At 48.1% G+C, this 22661-nt stretch carries 20 protein-coding genes, 1 tRNA gene and 1 other RNA gene; 7 read left to right on the forward strand and 15 right to left on the reverse strand.

Going from position 1 to position 22661, the window contains the following annotated elements:
• The 3 genes from tssA to ACYP03_RS05280 all read right to left on the reverse strand — a co-directional run bounded on the left by tssA (nucleotide 1) and on the right by ACYP03_RS05280 (nucleotide 4390).
• Entirely contained in the window at nucleotides 1–1527 is a 1527-nt protein-coding gene (gene tssA / locus ACYP03_RS05270) for a type VI secretion system protein TssA (protein ID WP_459778747.1), read from the reverse strand.
• Complete coding sequence (locus tag ACYP03_RS05275; protein WP_248142733.1) at nucleotides 1524–3512, reverse strand: serine/threonine protein kinase; 1989 nt, start codon at nucleotides 3510–3512, stop codon at nucleotides 1524–1526. The genes tssA and ACYP03_RS05275 overlap by 4 nt, the downstream gene beginning before the upstream one ends.
• A 455-nt stretch (nucleotides 3513–3967) precedes the next feature.
• Nucleotides 3968–4390, reverse strand: coding sequence for an organic hydroperoxide resistance protein (locus ACYP03_RS05280; RefSeq protein WP_248143344.1), 423 nt, complete (start codon nucleotides 4388–4390; stop codon nucleotides 3968–3970).
• A 486-nt stretch (nucleotides 4391–4876) separates the two neighbouring features.
• Here ACYP03_RS05280 and ACYP03_RS05285 point away from each other — a divergent pair, with 486 nt between their 5' ends.
• Complete coding sequence (locus tag ACYP03_RS05285) at nucleotides 4877–5323, forward strand: DUF3429 domain-containing protein (RefSeq protein ID WP_330961190.1); 447 nt, start codon at nucleotides 4877–4879, stop codon at nucleotides 5321–5323.
• 81 nt (nucleotides 5324–5404) lie between these two features.
• Here ACYP03_RS05285 and ACYP03_RS05290 read toward each other — a convergent pair whose 3' ends face one another.
• From ACYP03_RS05290 to ACYP03_RS05325, 8 genes are all read right to left on the reverse strand, one after another.
• Nucleotides 5405–6793, reverse strand: a complete 1389-nt coding sequence (locus tag ACYP03_RS05290; RefSeq protein WP_459778748.1) for an FAD-binding oxidoreductase — start codon at nucleotides 6791–6793, stop codon at nucleotides 5405–5407.
• A 326-nt stretch (nucleotides 6794–7119) separates the two neighbouring features.
• Nucleotides 7120–8031 (reverse strand): hypothetical protein, encoded by a 912-nt coding sequence (locus tag ACYP03_RS05295; RefSeq protein ID WP_330961081.1) that lies wholly within the window; start codon nucleotides 8029–8031, stop codon nucleotides 7120–7122.
• The gene (locus ACYP03_RS05300; protein ID WP_459778749.1) at nucleotides 8028–10478 is read right to left on the reverse strand and encodes a fimbria/pilus outer membrane usher protein; all 2451 of its coding nucleotides are present in this window, start codon (nucleotides 10476–10478) and stop codon (nucleotides 8028–8030) included. Before ACYP03_RS05300 ends, ACYP03_RS05295 begins: the two co-directional genes overlap by 4 nt.
• Nucleotides 10475–11191 (reverse strand): fimbria/pilus periplasmic chaperone, encoded by a 717-nt coding sequence (locus ACYP03_RS05305; protein ID WP_330961079.1) that lies wholly within the window; start codon nucleotides 11189–11191, stop codon nucleotides 10475–10477. The genes ACYP03_RS05300 and ACYP03_RS05305 overlap by 4 nt, the downstream gene beginning before the upstream one ends.
• 17 nt (nucleotides 11192–11208) lie before the next feature.
• Nucleotides 11209–11913 carry a fimbrial biogenesis chaperone gene (locus ACYP03_RS05310; protein ID WP_248142738.1) on the reverse strand — a complete coding sequence of 235 codons (705 nt, stop codon included), beginning with the start codon at nucleotides 11911–11913 and terminating at the stop codon, nucleotides 11209–11211.
• Nucleotides 11914–11974: 61 nt separating this feature from the next.
• Nucleotides 11975–12523 (reverse strand): hypothetical protein, encoded by a 549-nt coding sequence (locus ACYP03_RS05315; RefSeq protein ID WP_248142739.1) that lies wholly within the window; start codon nucleotides 12521–12523, stop codon nucleotides 11975–11977.
• Nucleotides 12524–12623: 100 nt separating this feature from the next.
• Complete coding sequence (locus tag ACYP03_RS05320; RefSeq protein ID WP_459778750.1) at nucleotides 12624–13097, reverse strand: hypothetical protein; 474 nt, start codon at nucleotides 13095–13097, stop codon at nucleotides 12624–12626.
• A 272-nt stretch (nucleotides 13098–13369) separates the two neighbouring features.
• Nucleotides 13370–14023, reverse strand: coding sequence for a LuxR C-terminal-related transcriptional regulator (locus tag ACYP03_RS05325; protein WP_248142741.1), 654 nt, complete (start codon nucleotides 14021–14023; stop codon nucleotides 13370–13372).
• A gap of 484 nt (nucleotides 14024–14507) precedes the next feature.
• On the opposite strand from ACYP03_RS05325, the gene ACYP03_RS05330 reads away from it, so the two are divergent.
• Nucleotides 14508–15842 carry a tetratricopeptide repeat protein gene (locus ACYP03_RS05330; RefSeq protein WP_459778751.1) on the forward strand — a complete coding sequence of 445 codons (1335 nt, stop codon included), beginning with the start codon at nucleotides 14508–14510 and terminating at the stop codon, nucleotides 15840–15842.
• Nucleotides 15843–15987: 145 nt separating this feature from the next.
• Here ACYP03_RS05330 and ACYP03_RS05335 read toward each other — a convergent pair.
• From ACYP03_RS05335 to ACYP03_RS05345, 3 genes are all read right to left on the reverse strand, one after another.
• Nucleotides 15988–16115: non-coding RNA, RtT sRNA (locus ACYP03_RS05335), on the reverse strand.
• Between the two features lie 46 nt (nucleotides 16116–16161).
• Nucleotides 16162–16252, reverse strand: a tRNA-Ser gene (locus tag ACYP03_RS05340).
• A 124-nt stretch (nucleotides 16253–16376) separates the two neighbouring features.
• The gene (locus ACYP03_RS05345) at nucleotides 16377–16832 is read right to left on the reverse strand and encodes an NUDIX domain-containing protein (RefSeq protein WP_459778752.1); all 456 of its coding nucleotides are present in this window, start codon (nucleotides 16830–16832) and stop codon (nucleotides 16377–16379) included.
• A gap of 96 nt (nucleotides 16833–16928) precedes the next feature.
• On the opposite strand from ACYP03_RS05345, the gene ACYP03_RS05350 reads away from it, so the two are divergent.
• From ACYP03_RS05350 to ACYP03_RS05370, 5 genes are all read left to right on the forward strand, one after another.
• A complete protein-coding gene (locus ACYP03_RS05350; protein ID WP_459778753.1) occupies nucleotides 16929–18056 on the forward strand; it encodes a M14 family metallopeptidase in 1128 nt (375 codons plus the stop codon).
• A gap of 271 nt (nucleotides 18057–18327) precedes the next feature.
• Entirely contained in the window at nucleotides 18328–18531 is a 204-nt protein-coding gene (locus ACYP03_RS05355) for a hypothetical protein (RefSeq protein WP_248142745.1), read from the forward strand.
• Between the two features lie 190 nt (nucleotides 18532–18721).
• On the forward strand, nucleotides 18722–19156 hold the full coding sequence (gene trxC, locus ACYP03_RS05360; RefSeq protein ID WP_248142746.1) for a thioredoxin TrxC: 435 nt from the start codon (nucleotides 18722–18724) through the stop codon (nucleotides 19154–19156).
• Between the two features lie 134 nt (nucleotides 19157–19290).
• Nucleotides 19291–20145, forward strand: a complete 855-nt coding sequence (locus ACYP03_RS05365; protein WP_248142747.1) for a hypothetical protein — start codon at nucleotides 19291–19293, stop codon at nucleotides 20143–20145.
• A 153-nt stretch (nucleotides 20146–20298) separates the two neighbouring features.
• Nucleotides 20299–20592: a putative quinol monooxygenase gene (locus tag ACYP03_RS05370; RefSeq protein ID WP_248142748.1), complete on the forward strand. Its 294-nt coding sequence runs from the start codon at nucleotides 20299–20301 to the stop codon at nucleotides 20590–20592.
• Between the two features lie 68 nt (nucleotides 20593–20660).
• On the opposite strand, the gene ACYP03_RS05375 is transcribed toward ACYP03_RS05370, so the two are convergent.
• Complete coding sequence (locus ACYP03_RS05375; protein WP_459778754.1) at nucleotides 20661–22655, reverse strand: methyl-accepting chemotaxis protein; 1995 nt, start codon at nucleotides 22653–22655, stop codon at nucleotides 20661–20663.
• Between the last annotated feature and the right edge of the window lie 6 nt (nucleotides 22656–22661).

A 22661-nucleotide genomic window follows, 5' to 3' on the forward strand; every position in this document is an offset into this window, starting at 1 on the left:
TTAATGAACGGCTTTCAGCCATTCTCTGTACTTGCCGGGAAAGGCTTCTTCCCGTGAATAAATTTGAGTCAGTGTTGAAGACAGTAACTGCTCCAGTTCTGCATCCAGATGCGGTTCCCAGTAACTCAAATGAACCCGTTCTCTTTCTGGCCAGATGACTTCCAGATGTGGCAGCGCCAGACTGTGAAGACCATTGTTGTGCAGTAATTTGGCCAGTTGCAGATGTAAGAGAAATCTGGCGCGCCCGGACTGAGCGGCATCCAGTTGAGAAGAGGCTGAAACCAGTAACTGACCCAGCTCAGCACCTTCCAGATTGTCGCCGTCCAGATCGCCCAGTAATTCAGACAACCCTTCACTGACTGCACTGCCGGAACCCGCAGGTGCAGCAGCCAGCCATTGTTTCGTTGCCTCGTCGGCAAATGGGGTTGCGTCATCAAATGACAGGGATTCCACGCCTTCCAGGCGGGAGATAAAACGACGTGTCTCTTCACGGACAGCCTCGGCTGCCTGAACAAACGCCATCTGCTTCAGCATCTCCGAAATCAGACGGTGTCCGGTCAGCCAGAACGGCGTATTGCGAAGACTTTTCTCCAGGCGGCGATAATGTTCATCCACAGCTTTGGCTGACAGCGCCGCCTCATAATCACTGATGGTGTCCTGGCTCACCGGCAGACGCAGCGGTGTTTTTCCGTCACCGTCATGTGGCGGCAACTCATCCACGGCCATCCAGGTCAGATACCGGCCAACCTGATAAGCCAGCGGCAATGCCGGGTCCTGGTGCAGCAGATGCTCAGCCATCTGTTCCAGCGATTTTTTATCGGTGTCACCACTCAGCGAGACACTCGGTGCCGCTGTCGGTCTGGATACCGGTCTGGCCGATTTTGACGGCGGCGCAACAGGTTCCGGCGCCGCTTCAGCTTGCTTCACAGGCTCTGCCGGTTTTTCTTTCGCAGCAGGCGCAGACTGTACTGCCGGTTTTGCCGGAGCGCCCATACTGCGGCTTTGGGTTGCCAAAGCATCCCGGGCACTCACCATTGAGACATCCGACCCTTCGAATACCTCGCCCATCGAGAAGCCAATGTCCTGACACAGCGCCGAACTCGTATCCAGATCCTCGTAAGACGAGTTCTTCAGTTTTGGCGCGACCAACTCGATTTGCTTGTCCAGCCATTCAATGGCGCTATCCCGGGCTCTGGCCCGAGACGGATAAAGAGCAGACCCGAATTGTTCCAGAGCGGATTTCAGCAAGACCAGACCGGCTTTCAGGCCAGCACTGCCATAATGCTCCGCCCAGGCACGGGCGATATACGCCATGGCTTTCAGATCTTTACTGTGCTGCAGCAGAACAATCTCGGCCTGCTTCTCCACTTCCATCCAGTCAACTGTTTCACCAAACAATGAGCCGAACTTCTTCACTTCAGCTTCCATCAGCTCATAGCAGAGCTCATAGCGGGCATCCTCACCCACAGGCTGGTCCGCGCTGATTGGAGACAACAGTGCATCCAGCCGAGTATTTAAATCACTCATGCTTCCCACTCCCAATCCGGTAAAACAATGGACGTTACATTTTTGGCATTGATACTCAGCGCACCGGCTTTGAATCTGGATTCACTCCCCTGCGCAATTTCTTCTTTCAGCTGTGCTTTCACCTGCTCCAGTCGTTCCGGCGCAAACGTCTTCACGTCCTGATACGCCTGCTGAATAATGCTTTTATCCACGACTAAATCTGAGTGGAGCGACTGCTGGAGAATGTATTCCCCGCGGCGCGCATACAGTAAGGCACCCATCCGGCGGATATCCTTGCTTTCCGGGAATACTTCCTGTGCACTTTCGATCAGGCTGGAGGCATCTTTGAACTTGCTTTCATCCATCAGGACAGAAACGCGCGACAGTACCTTCACGACCGTCTCATAACGGACTTCGTGCGAATAGTAGTAAGCCTGAGCCGTGGCCTTCTGCCAGGCAGATTCAAACGCTTTCCGGGCAAACACCGCATCGCCGACCTCCAGCAAATTCAGGGCTTCCTCAGGCGTGACTGCATTTTCACTGTATAAACTTTCGTTTTGCAGGAGCGCATTGATCCTTGCCTGAGCACTGGAGAGCTGTTTTTCAATGTGCACACTGTCGCCCGGCTGTCCGCCCTGCATCAAACGCCGAATGGTGATCAGTTCATTTTTGACCGCATTCAGTTCTTCACGTCGTGTCGTCTCAGCCTGACGCTCATCCTCAAACACCGGACTCAGGTGCTGATACAGCTGTTTTTCACGTTCCGACTTTTTCCGGTCATAGGCTTCAACCACAGAGACCGCCGTTTTCGAAAGCTCTGGTGTCTCAGATGTAAACTCATTCAGAAACTGGTAGGTAAACCAGGACGTATCATCCGGCTGGAAGATCTGGCCGTCGTAGGTGAAACTGGCTGGCTGAACCGGCGTTCCTGAATTCATATCGAACGCAAAAGAAAAAACATTGCGAAGCACCAGGAAAGCAACCAACACCAAAGTGGCGCCAATCAGGGTAATTTCCAGCGACTTCCAGCCCTCAATGGCACTGAATGCATGGACCTTTTTCTTACTCAGAACCAGGTCGGCATTTCGCATGTTATTGAAAATCGGTGCATTCGACAGCGGTGTATCCGTATCAATCTGACCCAGCACCTGCGCAAACTGAATCGGCGAATAGCCGTGATAACGGGGTTTGGTGATCACGGTTTTAATGGCTTTCCATGCATGCGGCGGAATCACCACCGGCCGCTTCTGGCCCTGAATAACCATGCCGATATCTGCACTGGCAGTTACCCCGAGGAACAGGCAATACGCCATCACAGCCAGTGAATAAACATCATCTTCAGGTTGTCCGACTCCGGTACGTACATAATCAGGCGAGGCGTAGTTCAGACTGGCCTCGACATATTCGTTACTTTCACCGACATATTGCGCAGCACCAAAATCAACCAGACGAACAGCATCGTCTGCGCCAATCAGCACATTCGAAGGCTTGATATCCAGATGACACACACCCTGGGTGTGGGCATAATCCAGCGCACCGGCCAGTTGATAAATCAGCCAGGCAATGTGATCTGCACGAAAGCCACCGTTATTGTGACGGCTGACTTTCTGGGCCAGATTCTCGCCACTGACCCACTCCATGAAAAAATAAGGGGTGGTAAATTCGTGGCCAACCTTAATGAATTTCACAACATTCGGGTGCTGACAGACCTCAAGCTTTGTTGCTTCACTCAGTAATGCATTCTCTGCTGCTTCGTTTCCACGCTCGATGACGGACTTACAGCAAATGACTTTATTGGGATCATCTTTATCGGCCAGCTTGTACACAACCGTGCCGCGACCGGGCTTGGTCATTGTTTCGAGAATATCGAACCTGGCCCGCAGGCTTTCCTCAAGAGAAGGTTTGCTTGCAAGCTCCAATTCCTTTTGACGTTTCTTTTTTTTAATCAGCGCACGATGAATCACACTATCAATCGCAGACACTTTTTGATTATCAGACTCAGACAAAGGGAAATACCAGCCATAAAATGATTCGATGCGCTGAGTTTAGAATTCTCTTATAAAGCATTTCAATAGCCTATTTCAATTCCGACTTTTTGAGGGTAAAGAAAGTCATTTTGACTATAAGAAAGCTCATAACGAAACACACCCTCAAGCCACGCCAGCAAAGGGCTGAACGAAAACCCTCAACTTTATTTGACCTTCCTCACAAATATTAATGGCGAGGCTAAGTCGTTTTTATATCAGCAGTTTTTTTAATATCAAAAAAACTGGCATTTAATATTTCCTCCGCATCGTCGCCTTATGTCTGAATGGCTCAAACTTAATAAAGTTAATTATAATTTACTTGCAGATATTTAAATAAAAAACATCTCTGACTCCGCCACCAGCCAAAATTAAAAACAAAAAATTGAAAACAAAAAAAGGGCTCAATTGAGCCCGTTAAAATTATGAAATGTTCGTTATACGATCACGAGTTCAACACGAACATTGCCACGTGTCGCATTTGAGTAAGGGCAAACTTCATGCGCTTTTTCTGCCAACGCCCTGGCTTCATCCTTCTCCAGATCCGGCAGCGAAATATGTAACTCGACATCAATTGCAAAGCCAACGCCTTTCGGATTTTCACCAATCCCCACCTGCGCTGTCACGCTGGGCTCATTCGGTAATTTGATGCCATCCTGTGCCGCTACAAATTTCATTGCTCCGATGAAACAGGCAGAATAACCCGCCGCAAAGAGCTGTTCCGGATTCGTGCCGCTGCCGCCGGCTCCGCCCAGCTCTTTCGGTGTGCTCAACTGCACTTTCAGTTTGCCGTCTTCAGTCTCCGAAGCACCGTCACGCCCGCCAGTAGATGTAGCTTTTGTGGAATACAGAACTTTCATCATATTTCTCCAATCAGTAAATACTTGCTCTGGCAAGCTGCAATACCGGTTCGGATATGCCTGCCGTGTGTTACATACGCTTTTGCTCAGTGATTCTCGTTCTCTGCTGGTCTAACTGTAGCTGAGTCTTCATACATTGGCGGAAGCTTCTGTCACGAAATCGGGCCAAGCTAGGCCGGCTCAATTTTTATGAAAAACGATGCCCGAAGAGAAGCATCAGCGCATCCTGCATCACGCGACTTTCGTCCGAACCAACAGCACAACCAGCCGTTGAAACCCATCACTATACGTTTCAAAGGCCCCGCCAATGCATGAAAAAACTGAATAGTCAGTATTCGGAAAATAAATACTTTCGGGTTTCCGGCTGTATCTGTTTCTTATGATGCCGATACGGTCGCAACTGCGCATGAAACACTGACTGAAGCTATATTTATGAAGGAAAAATCATCCCGGATCAGCCGGTGATTCATCACCTGAGGACATATGATGCAAACACCTGACTCTCTGATGAAACAGCTTGGCTATCTCGGCCTGCTGCCTTTTCTGATCACCCTGATGCTGGCTATGACGGATATCAGGCTGTTCAACTTGTCCGGCCAACAGATGTTCATCGCCTACAGTGCCGTGATTCTGAGTTTTCTGTCCGGAATTTTATGGGGCAACGCCATTGATCATATGGCCCACAAACTCAGCCGGAATGCCCTGATTCTGAGCAATCTGTTTGTTCTGCTGGCCTGGGGCGCAATTTTGCAGGGCAATAAGCATAGCGTGACAGCAGCCGGACTCCTGGCACTGGGTTATCTGGCTGTCTGGTTTGCAGAAAAACTGATTCGGCAGACGGAAGGGGAAGAGAACCCCAAAGCATATCAGCCGATGCGAAGCCGACTGACTGCAGGCGTTATCCTGCTGCATGCGGTGTTGATGCTGACATAACAATGGCCGCAACACCTTGCTCAGTCAAAACAAACCACTGAAAGCCCGCCAGATTTGGCGGGCTTTCACGTTAAAGACGCTTCAGCTGCCCGGATTAATATTCTGATTCATTCTGAAAAGGTTGTTTGGATCATATTTTTTCTTGAGCTCGACCAATCGTGCGTAGGTTTCACCATAAGCAAATTCAACGCGATCGCTCTCATCCTGCGTCAGGAAATTGATATAGGCACCGCCACTGGCGAAAGGTTTTGATTTCGAGAAAAACTCTCGCGCCCAGGAAATACAGGCTTCATCTTCTTCAGGTGTTTCCCAACGGCCATGAACATTCATCACATACCGTGCATCACGACTTGAATAGGCCATTGCATCCGCTGCCACCTGAGTTGTCTGCCCACCGATCGTACCGATAAATATCTCGCAATGGGGTGACGGCAGCTTTCCGGCGTATTCAATCAGAACATCTAAGGCGCCTTCAGATAAGTGGGTAAAGTTATGTGATTTCCAGTAGTTCCGGGCGCCCGGGGTTAACAGAGGATCAAAGGCCTGCTGCCAGGCACTATAAGGCTGCACACCGACATGCTCACCGTATGCCCTTCCGAAACTGCGTAAAGGCGCAATCAGTTTTTCACCTTCAGCCGGGTCACCGAAATAACACAAAGCCAGCGCGACGATTTCTTTACCGTGAACTGCTTCAGGCAGGAATGGCAGTGGTGGCGCCTTACGGGTGACCATCCAGACATTCAGTGCCTCCGGCATAGACTCCGTAAACTCAGCGAACTGAGTCAGCACTGACTTCGCCTGATCAAACGGAAAGACAATCAACCCGCTCAGCACATCAGGGCCGACTGGATGAAGCTGAAACTCAAAGCTAGTGACCACACCAAAATTACCGCCGCCGCCCCGCACACCCCAGAACAGATCGGCATTTTCAGTTTCACTGGCTTTCAGTTGGGTACCGTTCGCGGTAACAACATGGACAGAAAGTAAGTTGTCAATCGTCATGCCGTAAAGCCGACTCAGCCATCCAAAACCACCGCCCAACGTCAGACCGGCAATCCCGGTAGTCGAGTTGATTCCAAGCGGTGTCGCAAGAGCATGTTTTTGCACCGCAGCATCCACATCGCCAAGGGTGCAACCAGGTTCCACAACCGCCCTTTGTGTATTCGGATTCACATGCACAGCATTCATCAGGGACATGTCAATCATTAAGCCGCCGTCACAGACAGCGTTCCCGGCAATGTTGTGTCCTCCCCCACGGACAGACAGCAGGAGATCATGCTCACGCGCAAAATTGACCGCCTGCACAACACATTCCGCAGAAATACAGCGTGCAATGATGGCTGGTTTTCGATCAATCATTGCATTCCAGATCTGACGAACCTCATCGTAATCATCATCTGAGGGAAGAACAATTTTTCCCTGAAAGTGCTTTTTAAAGCTCTCAATGGATACGGCCTCTAGCTGGCTCATACCTGCCTCCAATTGTGTTTTTACCCGCGCTGCATCCACCGTGACGCTGTTCGGAATTGATCAGCTAAAGCAATCTGAAGTCATTATCTTCATCAGACGCAGACTTCACATAGGTCGCCCGAACGACGATTCAACACTTGATTCTGGTGCCGCAGACACACCTACGGGAGCCAGACCCGGCCCCTGTTCCTCAACCTTTTTATGAGTAAAACGCAAACGCCGGGCTGGTGCTGTCCCTTATTGAGACTGGAGGCAAGTTACTGAGGTTGATCGGCCCCGACAGGGCCGAATCCTTTACGATTGTCTTAAACAGACGGCAAGCGGGCCTAATGAACAAGCGATGGTGTCACGGTAATCGTAATGACATCTTCATATTGTCCGGCAGGTTTTGATCTGACATTTCCGATCCGGAACATCATCGAATACCGGTCTCCAACCGCGCTGGCCGGTTGCCTGAAACTCACGCTGTGTCCGCCTGCTGCCAAGGGTACGGAACGGTTGTTCACAAAAAAGTCGTAGTCCACATCCCACTTGGTATCCCCGGAACGGTGGCGAAGATGACCATAATTCTCAGACTGAAAATCAATGGAATAATCCGCCGTACTTTGAACCAGAAGCTGAGGGGCGATCTGAAGGGTTTTTCCCGTTTCCAGTTCACCAAAATCAACGGTGTACTGATGCCGGTCATTGGTTCCCCATAAGCTGATTTTTGCTGTTTTATTGACCCTGACTTGGAAGTCATGCTCCGTCTCGTCAAAAATATTGGTTCTGTTTAATGGGTATTCAACGGCCGTATAGTCAAACAGGTTCTGGTACTGTCCATGGGAAACATACTGCCCCGAAGCAAACCTGAGCTGATAGGAAAGTGTTCTTTTTTCTTTGGGCTTGAGGTTTCTGACCACAATGGCTAAACCATTTTCATAAATCGAAGCCGCATTTTTTGCCGCCAGAATCTGATATTCCAGCCGTTGTCCGCGCTGAGAGCCCGAAAAATAATTCTGCTTGGGCTGAATCAGCACCACGGTATCGCAGGTTAAATCACTACTATTATTTTTAATATCAATAAGATGATTCTGTATCAGTGAAAAACTACCGGCTTCAAAAATGTCATAAATCACATTCTTACCGGTGTTCTCCAGCCGAATGTTCTGCAGAGAAAGATTACAGTTCGGTGCAGCCCATGGACTGCCGGAAAATACTGCAAGGGCACACAACATCAAAAACGGTTTTAATTTCATCTTTTGACCCTTATATCACCCAATCGAATGATGTTGCCTGCATCATCAGGGATTGAAAGGTTAAATTCCTGCGGGGGTTTACTGTAGACACTGACCTTATAGCGGCCTGGTTTCAGTCCTGAAATGGCGAAGCGTCCTTTACTGTTCGTGAAAAAGTCTACCACAGAAAAATCAGCATCATTCTGGTGGACTGCTTTACCTTCGGTTAACGGCACAGCTTTCCCTTCTGCATCATACAAATAACCCAGTGCTGTGATATTTGCATCAGAACCGATGGTTAAACTATAACTGCTGCCATGCTCCGGATTAATGTTGAATCCGCCTTCACCAAGGTCATAACCCACGGGTAAGTCCTCAACGTCATAGTCGATCCGCTGAGGACGGTAGGAAACGATATCCGGTAAAAGCATCGGGCCCATGAAATCAGAGTGTACCGCATAACTGCCATCCACTTCCGGATTGACCATGACCGGACTTTCCCCCAGTGAATCATGGACCGAGATAATGGCGAAGGCATCACTGATCGGACGGCCGACCGCAACATGACTGCCGGTGAATGCAACCGCACCTTGCAGGCCCAGACGGTTGACGGTTGAATACTCACCGTCAATATCAACCAGACTGTCGTGATCAAGGGTCAGCAGATAGCGATTCCCCGTATAGTTCGCCGATAGGCTGCCGACAAAATCTTCATCCTGGTTATTTTCAGCCAATGCAAAAACACCAACACCACCCACCGTGCCGGTGTTCTGATTATAGCTATACCTGAGCTGGGAACGCTGATCGACCGAGTCATAGCTCGCGCTCATCTGATGATTGGGATTCAGCCATGAGCCAATCGGTATCGAGGTTGAGACAAAAAATCGCCACTCATCCGTATCCGGATCTTCATCATCTTCATAGGTGACGCGAATATTCCAGCTAGCCGGTGTATCAAACCAGACACCAGCCATCGACGGCGTCAGGGCATAGTCAAAATTATTCCCGTACAAATATCGTGCATTTGCAGACATGCCGACAGACAACCGATCTGATAACAGATAGTTATAGAACACATCAAAACGATGCTCGACACCGTTCGGGTTTTCTACAAAATTATCAATACTGCTGTCACTGATGGTCGTAAATTTCGATGTAAAATATTCATACTGTGCATTCAGCGTATGGTCATCGGAATCAAAAAAAGCATCATATTTCAAACGTAAGGCAAATCCGGTGTCCAGCACCTGATGCTGGCTGACTGCCCCTTCCACGCCAAACAAACCCAGATCTGTCCCAAACCCCGTTGTCGCACCGAGCTGGAGAATGTTCTTTCGTGCCTGAAAATTTAATCCTGCCGTCCAGGATTCTGTAATCCCGTAATCTCCCCCGACAGAAAAGATATAATCATCGGTTTCATATTCTAATTGGTTGTCTGAAAGCTCGCTGTCGATCCCTAATGAGGCCGAATATTCATATTCCCCTGCAGCCAATAAGCTGATCCCGGTCGCGATACTAAAATTGATGACTTCTTGCCGTCCGGAAGGATCGGTGATCACCAATTGAATATTGTTGACCCCCGTCGTCAAAGGTAAGTCCCGGATATCGTAAGCGCCGGGAGCCAGACGAATACTGCGCATTAAGATACCGTCAATATACACATCGACAGATGACGTACGCTCCAGGACAAACTGCTGATTGGCTATCGGGCGGACGTTTTTCGTTGGAATCACCCCAAAGTCACGGCTGATATTCAGCCCCAGAATGCTCTCGCCACTTTGAAATCCGAAAGCCCGAAACGACAAATCCCCCAAAGTAATTCGCGTTCCTTCATCAGGAAAGTCATAAGTGAGCTGGGATAATAAACGATAAAAATCCGTTTCACCGTCATCGAAGTCCAGTGAGAAATCATTAAACAGATTAAATTTCTGATAACGCAGACCTGTTTCTATCACATTGCTGGAGAACCAGTTATCTCCATTGGTTCCGCCGGTCAGATAACTGCCCGACAAGAAATAATTCACAAAGCCACTGATATCATCTGCCTGCGCAGCATTCCCAACCGCTTCATCATTCTGAAACAGATAAAGCCCGCTGTCTTTCAGTAACTCTTTCGGGATTGAAATTGTCGTTTCTAAAGTGGTTGAGCTGAGATCAACATTAATCTGATGCGTCGCAAGCTCTGCACTGTTCACATACCCGTCTTTGACTGAAGTTTGAACTTTTGAAAATGCCTCTTCATTCAGCTTTTGCTTCAAAAAGGGTTCAAGCGTGTCGTACTTGATAAACAGCTCCTTTTTGGGGGTGACCTTTACCATGACTTCCCCTACGGATTGGCCGTAAAAGTTCAGCAGACTGGTAAAAGTGATGACTCTGGGGGTGACCAGATCCGTAGCTGCACAGACATCGGACACCCTGAAAAACAGTGTCATGATCGCGATGAAGCATGCACAGAGTCTCAACCTCATGGCAACCTCTTCTCAAGTGTGACCTGCTCAAACTGCCGGCCAGAAAAGAGAATATTCGGCAAGTGAATTTCAGTTGCCTGCTTCGCCGGAATAAAAACATCGTAATCACTGCCGGCAATCTGTTCGCCGGTCAACACATAAGGTTTTGAGCTTTGATTCTTTTTGAACCGGAGGTTGTAATTACTTAATTTGGTATATTTGGTGCCGAGGTTATCAACCGTAAAATTGACAAGATTATCAGATTTGCTGACGTGAATTGGCTGGGTTGAAATATTTGCAACATGTTTGGTGCTGGATACATGCACAATCACATTGTAATTAATCAGAATCGAAATATTGTTTTGCTGCGCTCCAGTTTTCTGGCTGAGCGCTGACAGTTGCACGCTGTAGCTGCGAGATTGTTTCAGTGACTGGCCGCCAGCCCAAACCACCATAAATGACTGAATCTGACCGGGTTCAAGTTTGAAGGCTGGTGGCGTAACGATAATTTCATCACCATTGACTGGAGCGGCCACAAAGCCGCTCTTGTCAAAATTTAACGCCATCACTTGTGCATCAACCAGCTGGGTATTGGCAGAATTATTCCTGACCGTGACCTTGCTGCTTCGCATCGGAGAATCGGACTGGATTTCATGGACCAGCGGGCCAACTTCCAACGCATGGCATACACCGGCGACGCTACCGAACAAAAGCGCGATGAAAATCCATTTCATTCCCATTCCCCTGCAAGCTAATTCGTGTTTTTCACTTCAAGCGATAATTGCTTACTAATGACTATGTCTTTGTTTAACTTAAATGTAGTCTTGGTTGAGCTCAGTGGTGGAAAAAAAGTTGCATCGATGTGATTCGCAATTTCCTTGCCCGGAATTGTCACAGGTCCCTTATCCGTCTGAATCACCCAATCCGCTTTGGTTGCCCAGCCATGTTTATTACCGGCATTCTCAATCAGGACTTCCCACTTCCCATTGCCTAACGATTTGGCACTGGCAAGTTGCAGGTCAGAAATCGCCTTATTCGGAGCAACAGTGACCACAGCATCATAACTGACAGCCATAGAAACCAGACTTCCGTCCGTTTGTTCAGTTTGACTGTTTTCCGTCATCACCTGATTAAACTGAATGACATAAGCTTTGGAACGCGATAAATCCGGCTCGCCAAGATATCTCACCATCACCGCCTGGCTGCTGCCTGGTTGAATCATTGCTGTGTCTGGCAGAATCAGAATATCTTCGTCTGCAGGGACTGCATGATAGGCGCCGTCCTTCCACTCTAACTGCAGCGGGACCACTTCGACCTGTAATGGTGTTTCAAACTGATTCGAAACAACAAATTTCTGCTGTGCTTTGCTGCCTGATGCGCCAATTTCCACAGTGACCGGCATAATACCGAAGGCAAAGCATTTAAAAGAGAGCAACAACAAAACGAGCCAACGCATACATCCTCCTTTTGAAAAAAGTGGGAGCAATGCTCCCACTGATTTTCAAGCCATGACGGTATTAGTAGTATTTCACTGGCGTTACTTTGAAGTAAGCCGTATCAAATTTATAACCAGGTTTTACTTTCTTGAAGTCATATGGTTTGCTTTGAATCACGATATTCAGGTAATCGCCCATGAAGTTGTTCGCAAACATCTGATAACCTTTGTGACCATCAGCGTTTGTATCAAATTGGTAGCCACCAGATTTGATAACGTAATCGACATCTTCATCACCGTAGTGATCATGGAGACCTTTCAGACCGTCGTTCATTGTTCTGACCTGAACATCTGCTTTACGTGTGTTACAGTAAATGCGCAGTTTTTTAGGCTGAGATGTCGTTGAGTGCCATGCATTCAATTTACCCAGGTTGACATAGTCATGGCCTTCGAATGAACAGAAGCATTTTTCTTCAACCTCTGCGATAATTTTCAAATCACACACATCACCATTACAGCTTCTTCCATCCTGTGGTCCACGAGGACCGTGTGAACTTTCACCAGCACTCACAGACATAGACAGAGAAGAAAGAACGATTACAGCTGCTGCAGATAACATGAACTTTTTCATAACATACTCCATAACTGCTAATTACATACATTAAGGATATTTTATTGTTTTTTACTGCTTTGAAATTATGAATACTCAATGGATACAGCACATTCAGCATTCATAAAAAACTTTTTGGATATAAATTTATTTTCAGTGTTTCCTGATAATGCCCAGACATTTCAAGCTTATCAATCAAACTGACCTTTATCTCTCCTCTGCTTTCGAAAGGAATTTTTTCCACATTCACAATCTTTGAGTTGATAACACTTTTCTCGCTATCACCGTAAATGCTTACTCCGGCCTTTGGAATATCCAAAGCGTAGTGATATCGAACCAAGTAATTCCCGTTTTTCAACCCACCATTCTGTGATGAAACTGAAATATCAAATGGTGAGTTACAGTAAAACTTAAAAGCTACAATTTTTGTTTCACTCTTAGACAAATCAATCAGGTCTGACATGTTATAAATACTGCATTTCTGACTGATTTTACCCTTCAAGTTCAATTTTACCGCTTCACCGGACATCGCTGTTGAAGATATTAAGCACAGCAACAAAACCAACTTATTTTTATGAATTTTGATGTTTGCCATCTTCCCCACACCATCTCCCGTTCGCTTATTTTTATTTTAGATCGTTGTTCCCGAAACAAAGTATGAGAAAAGTATGATTTAAACCTGAACAAATAACGACCAAACCTAACAAACTGATTCATAAACAATTCACATCAAATATAAAGTTCGAAGTGATTTACACGTTAAAAATAAACTTTAAAATCAATAAATTAAAAATCAATCATTTGATACAAACAGAATTACAGACATAAAAAAAGGGAGACAAGCTCCCTTATTAAAAAACAAAAAAACTAATATTCAAACAATAATTGCTCTCGTGCCCAATCCCGGGCTTGCCTTCTATTTTTCACATCAATTTTCTTGAATGCATTATACAAATGCGTTTTCACTGTACTTTCACTCACAAATAAAGATTCTGCAATTTTTGCATTACTTTCTCCCTGAATGATTAACTTCAAAATATCTTCTTCTCTCTTCGTTAAACTCAGCGCTTTCCTTTCTCGTTTCTGTGCCTCAAAGTTTCCCTGGTTACGATAAGAGGCAATGAGATCTGCCATGACCTTCCGCGTAAACCAAAATTCACCGGAAGCAACTGTACTTAATCCTTCCAGCCAATGATGATAGCTGACATCCTGAGTCAGTACGCCGCAGCACTGAGGCCATTTTAAGACGTAGCGAAAATCATAATGGTCGCCCACATTAAACAAAACAATTTTATCTGGCCGTAGCCAGTGACTTTGAATCAGATGATAAATTGTCATTATTTCAGATGCTTGCGTATCAACAATCAGGATGACCTTCCCTTGATTTACAAGAGGTTCCAATTGCTGAACATCGCTGATTTGTAACAGCTCAAATCCACCACTTTTTCTCAATACATTACAGAGTGCATCGCAATGAATGCTTTTATCTGAAAACATCACTAACTGAGGATGACGACTCATGACTGCTTTCCTATATCACTCAATCCCTGTAATTATCTACCTGACAAATAAATACAGATATCTCAATTGTGAGAATATAAGACAACAGTAAGCAATTCATTGAATGGAAATAAAATTTAAAAATTAGGTGTGATTTTTTGTTGAATCGACAGTTTTCATTTGAAACAGAGAACACAAAAATGTTCACTCAAAATATCAATACTTTAGCGTTCGCTGTTATACACATCCCGCCTCTGACATTTTCATTCGCGATCATTGAATCAACAGCAGATCCGGTCAAGGTAAGCGCTCGACTCTCAACAGCTTATGCCCAAACCAGATAAGCGAACAGTGATTCAGAGAAGAGCGGATCAGAGTCCGCACGTCAGTGTTCACTGATTTCAGACGGCATCTTCCCCGGCATCAACGGAAGAATCGATTTGCAATTGGCTACACTTAGGTGGGATTCGCACTACAAGCAGCAGTCCACCCAGGGGGTTCAGTTATGTTATCCGATCAGCAAGGTAACAACTTGTCAGGCGCGTCGGTAGAAGCGGTACAGCTCTATGACAGGGCTGTGACGACTTTCAACCTTTATCGCGGTGATCCTTTTCATTTATTAGACCGTGCCATTGAGCAAGCGCCATGTTTTGGGATGGCTTATATACTCAAAGCGTATCTGTGCGCGATGGCGACAGAGCCCAGCTCGATAAGTGCCGCTCAGGGAATGCTTGAAAAAGCACAGGCACTACCCGTCAATGAAAGAGAAAAATCCCATATCAATGCATTGAATCATTTGCTTAAAGGCAACTGGAGCAAGGCAGCCACCCTGTTAGATCACCATAATATCACCTACCCACGCGACCTGATTGGCTTGCAGATTGGCCATTTGATCGATTTCTATCGGGCAAATTCCAGAAACCTGCGTGACAGAATCGCGCGTGTATTACGTCAGTGGTCTCCTGAGATACCGGGTTACGCCATCCTGCTTGGCATGCACGCCTTTGGGTTAGAGGAATGTGGTCATTATGCGCAAGCAGAGGAGTCCGGACGTCAGGCGATTGAGATGGAACCCCTTGATTGCTGGGCACACCATGCCGTGGCCCATGTCATGGAGATGCAGGGACGTGTCCAGGACGGCATCGGTTGGATGACGACCAGAGAGTCCTGCTGGTCTGGTGAAGATAACTTTTTCAAAGTCCATAATTGGTGGCACCTCGCACTTTATTATCTTGATCTGGGTCAGTTCGACACAGCGCTTGCACTCTATGACGGACCAGTTCGTGAGGATCGCAGCAGTGTTGCCCTGGACATGGTGGACGCCTCAGCACTGCTGTGGCGACTGGAATTATTGGGTTGCAAGGTGGGTAACCGCTGGCAGGAGCTGGCGAATCAGTGGGATCAACATGCGGATGGAAAACTGTACCCATTCAATGACTGGCATGCCGTGATGGCCTATTTGGGGGCTGGACGAGATGCAGACGTAGAACGGCTCCTGACCCTCTTCCAGTCACAGAGTCGCTCGTCGAAGGAGGTCGCAATATGGGCTCATCAAATTGGATTGCCTCTGATGAAAGGATTTAAGGCGTTTTGGAATGGGGACTATCAAGCCGCTGCAGAGCAGCTCTACAGTACGCGTTACATCTCGAATCGCTTCGGTGGCAGTCATGCTCAGCGCGATATCATCGATCTGACATTGACAGAGGCAGCTCTACGAGGCGGTATGAGAAATCTTGCGCAAGCTCTCGCGAACGAACGCTTGGCATTAAAACCTCACAGCGCCATGAATCTGAATTTTCTTTCCAGAGCTGCAATGGAGCAAAACTTAATGTCAGACTAACGTATTCGCCTCATGAAAATGATGGCTGCTTTTCAGGCAGTCATTCACGATACGGTATAAGCATCACCCATGGCGTTGATATCATGGCTCTGACGAAGATTCAGACGAAAAAAAACCGCTGATAGTTCAGCGGTTTCTTTAAATGTGGCGGAGAGATAGGGATTTATCGCTCGCAAGCTCGCGCCCCTTCGGGCGTTGCTTGAAGGCAACGTGGTCTCGCTGCGCTCGGCTGAACCCAACCAGGCTTCTTCACCCTATCTCTGTGTGCCGAAGTTCAGACGAAAAAAAACCGCTGATAGTTCAGCGGTTTCTTCGAATGTGGCGGAGAGATAGGGATTTGAACCCTAGATACGCTATTAACGTATGCCGGTTTTCAAGACCGGTGCTTTCAACCACTCAGCCATCTCTCCGTAAGTGCGGCGAATAATACGTGGTGATGGCCCGGCTGTAAAGTAAAAAAAGTTCAAGTGCTCAATAAGCCATCAAAACCTGTTTTCACTGCTGTGAATCAAACCTTTTTGCTAGGAAAACAGGCTACTTATCCAGATCGGAAGCTACAAAACCCTGATAATGGCTCATGCCTTCCCGTATCAGCTCACGCAAGGCAACCGGATAAAGCTGGTGTTCATCCAATGCGCGAATCTCCGCCCAGAAAAACTCCAGATGCGCTTCTTTGGAATCAATCTGCATGGCCTCACAAACCCCAGCCAGTTCAGCCTGAAATACAAGTGCGATTTCTGCCTGCTGCTGACCACTCTCCAGCCAGTCATTTTCAGCCACGCCGATCAAAGAGCCAACTCTGGCTTTCATCCCGGTCTCTTCTTCAATTTCTCTGGCCAGCGCTTTCGCAGCAGCTTCCCCCAGTTCAACATGCCCGCCGGGCAGAAAACTCATCCTGTCTCCAACCCGTCTGACCAAAAGTATCTTATCCTGCACCTGAATCAGTGCACGGGAAGAATAATGTAATGTCACCTTCTCACGACCTGTCATCTTGCTCTCTGTGTGCACAGCTTAACGGCTTGGCGTGAGACTGACTACAGACTTGCTATAGTTGTGCTATCCGTTTGCCCGATAAGGTTCAGTGTGATGAAAATTTTCAGTAACTTCGAAAGCGGCAATATCTGTATCGTAAAGGCCGAACAACCGGATGACATCCGGCTTCAGATCAACAAAGATAACCAGTCGGAGTTTTACCAGTGGTTTTACTTCCGTCTGGAAACGCAGGCACAAGTCGAACACAATTTTGCATTACTGGATTTAGCAAAATCGGCCTATCCGGAAGGCTGGAAAGACTACGATGTCGTTGCGTCATATGATCGGGAAGAATGGTTTCGTGTGCCGGCCCAATTTGATGGCGACACCCTGCGCTTTCAGGTAATGCCTGAACAGTGCTCCATGTATTTCGCGTACTTTGCGCCTTATTCCTGTGATCGGCACCAGGATCTGCTCCATCAGGCCCAGATGAACTACAACTGCACTCTGGAAACTCTGGGCAGCACTCTGGACGGCAACGACATCAGCCTGCTGACCATCGGCGAACCTGGGGATTCAAAAAAGAAAATCTGGATCATTGGACGCCAGCATCCGGGAGAGACAATGGCGTCATGGTTCATGGAAGGTCTGATGCAACGCCTGCTGGACGAAACCGATACGGTCGGGCGCGCCCTGCTTGATGAGGCCGTCTTTTACATCTTGCCGAACATGAACCCGGACGGCAGCATTCGCGGCCATCTGAGGACCAATGCCGCTGGGATCAACCTGAATCGGGAATGGCAGTCGCCAAGTCTGGAGAAAAGCCCGGAAGTCTTCCTGGTACGCGAACGGATGCTACAGACAGGGGTTGATCTGTTTCTGGACATTCACGGGGATGAAGCCATTCCGTATAACTTCGTGGCAGGCTGTGAAGGAATTCCGTCTTACGATGAACGACATGCCCGGCTGGAAAACAACTTCAAACAAGCGCTGCTGACCATTACACCGGAATTTCAGGACGACTATGGTTATGACAAGGATGCTCCGGGACAGGCAAATCTGAGCATGGCAACCGCCTGGGTCGGGGAACAATTTCACTGTCTGGCATTCACGGTGGAAATGCCGTTCAAGGATCACAACCTTCAACCAGACGCCTTCTATGGCTGGTCACCGGAACGCAGCCTGGCTTTCGGTCAGGATGTTCTGGCCGCTATCCGGCCGGTCATGGCGCAGTTGCGCTGATATTGCAGGGTTCAGGACACCGAGGAGCCAGTTTCATCACTGGCTTCTTTTGATTCAGGCCGACGATTTATTCAGCACGATAATCACAGGCCCGAATTGCGGAAGATACTCCGAAATGATCATCTGTCAAAGCAGTATTTTATCCTGCAGGCGACTTCATCTCGCAAATACGCTTTTGCTCACAAAGCACGATTTATCTGCTTTGAAGCGAGGAGAAAGCTCTGATAAAGATATGCGTGATCTCGACGCAGAGTGCTTTTAGGAGGTAATTGTGTCTATCAACTCACTTGATTTTTCTGACATGGCTGATGCCACTACCAAGTGGGATCAGCAAGACGAAACGGCGACCCCGGCAAAAGCTACAGGGAACAAACAACAACAAGCTGCTGCCCGCCGACGTATTGAAATGCTCCGTGACATCCGCGAATGCGGGCTAACCATCGAAGAAGCAAAAGAGCTGGGTCTGCTCCACTAAGCCCGGTATATACAAAGGTTATTTATCCTGGGTTTTACTCATCAAGGCTAATGTACTGAAAAGGCATTAGCCTGTGTTCGCCTTCTTTATCCATTGATTTCCCCGATTGCACAAATTGTTGCATACCTCTTTTCTGAACCGCCTAAAATCAGTACATTGAGTTTATCCCAGCAAACAATGGAAACTTACAATGTCAACAATTACGACCCGATGCCCGCATTGCCAAGGACTGAACCGTCTTCCGGTTGAACGCATTCATGACAAAGCAACCTGCGGAAACTGTAAAGAATCCCTGCTCGACGGCAAACCCGTTGATGCAACCTCAGAAAATTTCCAGGCTTTACTGCAAAGTGAGCAGCCTGTAGTCGTTGATTTTTGGGCCCCCTGGTGTAACCCATGTGTCGGATTCACACCAATCTTTGAAGACGTAGCCGCAGAACGCAAAGATCAGGTTCGTTTCGTCAGAATTGATACGGAAGCGCAGCAAGAGCTGGCCGTTCAGTACCGTATCCGCAGTATTCCGACCATCATGGTGTTCAGACAGGGTCAACTGGTCGATACCCTGAATGGCGCATTACCGAAATCTCGCTTTGACCAGTGGCTGAATCAGGCACTGACAAAATAATCCGCCTATGTGGCACGGGCTCAGACCCTGACCGTGCCACTTCTTACCCTCTGTAATTCTTCAAAAATTCCTGACCTTTCCTATACTAGAAAACAGCATAATAAGAATATGTTTCGTGTATTAGGGGTTACGGCATGCAAAGGCATCTTTCTCTTGTGCTCCGCACATTCTCTTGCGCACTTATCCTTTCAGGCTGCAGCAGCCTGCCCGCATCACTGGGCTTTGGCAGCCAGTACAGTATGTATCGCACCACACAGGACTTTATCTCAGAGAGTGAAAGCCGTGAAAATGGTGCAGTCGTCGACAAAGGCATGTATTACCCGAAAAGTGCCTACTCATATACCTATCGCTATTGCAGCAATACACCGGCACAAGCCCACGAAGACATTGCCCAGTATCAAAACATGGTCAAACAGGTCTGCAACGCCAATCACGGCCGGATGATTCATCTGGACTCCGGCTCCTGGTGTGTCGCCGATGCCAACACGAAAGATGAACGCCCCTACTTTTACGCCAGCATCAGCAGTACGGAACAATGGGCTGATCTCTGTCTGGATGGCCCTTTCATTACTCTGAAAGTGATTGAAAATAACGGCGCCCCTGACAATGAATGGTATCTGTCTGCTATCGCACTGGGTTATCTGCCCTTTTCAACCGATCGTCAGCTGATTGATCTCCCTCCTGAAACAGTCCTCCTGACCAATACCCGCAAAGCACCCGGCACCAATGGGACCTGGACTGAAGAGAGTGAACATATTTATACCAGTATCGGTGAACGGGTATGTCTGTACGAAAAACCAGACAGAAACAGTCTGGGCTATACCTACCGGGGGACCGTACAAAAGGCAGACAAAGGAAAAGTCAGAGTGCTGATTAAAGAAAAATTCAAAGGCGATATCCGTACAGCCCCTTACCTGGAGCCACTGGATTGGCACGAGGAAGCGTACATCACAGCAAGCGCCAGCGCATGGTTTGTGTGCTCGTCTTAGATTCCGTCTGAAACACAACTTGCCACCATCAGCTCCTGTGAACCATGAGGGCTTCAATCCGTTGCGAGAGCATAAGCATCAGGTTGAAACTCTCAGTTTTATCATGATATTTTCAGCGCTTGCCCCATTTTCATCACCCAAAACAGAGCGCCTATGTCGACAGAAAATACATTTGTCTTTGCAAAAATCACCCCTCATGAAACGTTCTTTGAATCAGCCAAACGAGCACTCCTCGGTATGCTGGATGCGACACGTCAGGAACCCGGCTGTATCCGGTTTGATATCCATACGTCTGAATGCGGAAGATATATTTATCTCTACGAGGAATGGATCAGTAAAAACGCACTGGAAAACCATCATCAGGAAGCACATACACAAGCTGTCGCTCAAAAATTTACACAATGGCTGGCAGCGCCGACCGAAGTCTCACGGATGAAAAAACTCTGAGCAGCAGCTACCTTCAAACACACAAAACCCGGCATTTGCCGGGCTTTGTCCATCTGCAGCACAATCTTTTAAACCGTAAATTTCTTCATGGCCTGATTCAGGTCCTCAACCTGAGATTTGATGGACTGCGATGTCTGATTTGCAACACTGCAGTTACCGGACACGTCATCGGCAGAAGATGACAGCTGGTGGACTAACTCAGCCACCGACTGAGACACATTGGACTGCTGCTCAGTGGCGACGGCGATATCACTCACCTTCTGCGACACCTCTTCCATATACCGGACCGTATCTTTCAGCATCTCGTTAGCGGTTGCCGTGTGTTCCGTTCCGACTTTGACCAGAGACTGACTCTGCTCAATCACTTTCACAACATGCTGAGTTGAAGACTGAATCGCATCCACGATTGCATTGATTTCAGTGGTCGACTCCGTTGTCCGCTGTGCCAGCAAACGCACTTCGTCTGCCACCACCGCAAAGCCGCGCCCCTGTTCACCGGCACGTGCAGCTTCAATGGCAGCATTCAGAGCCAGCAGGTTTGTCTGCTCCGCAACGCTCTGGATCACGTCCGTGACATGCTCAATCCGGTCACTGTCAGCGCTGAGCTGCAGCACCATATCACTAGCCTGCGCCACCAGCGTATTCAGTTCAGAAACTGTCTGGTGATTTCGCATCAATGCCGCTTCTCCGCTGGCCAGCAACGAAGCAGAATGTGCCAGATCATCCGACGCTGACTGAGTATTCTGAGCGGTTTCATGGGCCGTCGCCGTCATCTCTTCAATGGCAGTTGCGACCGAGCTGATCCGCGATGCCTGATCAGTCACTTCGCCCGCTGTATCCGTATTTGTCACCAGCAGTTTATCCATGCTGGCATTCACAGCCTGCGCTTTGTCCGAAACCCCGGTCACCAGCCCTGACAGCGATACAGACATCCGGTTCACAGACGCTATCAGGGTTGCGATTTCATCCGAGCCTTTATTCTCCATGGCCCGGGAAGAAAAATCGCCGTGGGAAATTTGTTCTGCACGCTCAACCACCCGGCCCAGCCGCGACCCAATATCCCGGCCAAGCCAGGTCCCGATCACCAGAGAACACAAACTGGCAATCACACTGATCGCGATCAGCAACATCACGACTTTCTGGACACTGCTGCCGATGGCTTCTCCACTTTGTGCGGCAACAGCCTGCTGCTCACGCACGACCGCTTCAATCGTCTGTGCAAGCTGTTCTACCGCCAGCAGGGTTTCAGTTTCCATCAGATAATTGGCTTTATTCCAGTCCTGCGCCTGCCGCTGCATCACCACATCTGTCGCCATCGGCAAATATAAGTCCTGCATTTCTTTAAACAGCGACCACAGCCCTTGCTGACTCTCTGTCAGGCTTTCTTTTTTGCGTTCAATTTCAGAAACTGCGCGATTGTGCGAACGCATATATTCTTCGAACTTGTCCAGATTGTCCTGATTTGCATTGATGAGGAATGCCCGCAACTCACCCAAGCCATTCGACAGAGAAGTATAAGCGTCGGTAAACAGCTTCATCAGACGCTTGCGTGCTTCACCTTCAGGGATGCTTTCTTCTTCGTTGATCATCCCCTGAAGTTGATCCAGCGCCACTTCAGCCAAAGGGGCAGCCTCAAATTGCAACTGATGGTGCGCAGGTAAGTTTTCAGGCTGATGACTGAGCTCAGCAACGGCAAGTTCGCTGGTTTTGAGCGCATCCCAGTCAGCTTTCACCTGAGCAAACTGCGCCTGTGACACATGGCTCTGCAATCGAACCAGTTCTTCATCGACTTTGGCAAAAGCGTCATCAAGCTGCTGCCGGTATTTAGCCTGCCTTGTTTCATCCGCTGCCAGCATATACGCCCGCAAACTGGATAACGAAAATTCGGCATTTTGCTGTAATGAGCGGCTGGCATCGACCGTCGGTAAATCCACACTCAGCAGCGAGCTGGCATGGTTTTCAACCTTGGTGATCTGAAGGTAAAGCAGGATGGCTGCCGCAAGAAACAAGGCAGTCAAAAATAAGAAGCTGACCCGAAGCTTCCTTGCAATGGAAAGTTTCATCAGTGA

This window comes from Photobacterium sp. R1, from assembly GCF_054600795.1.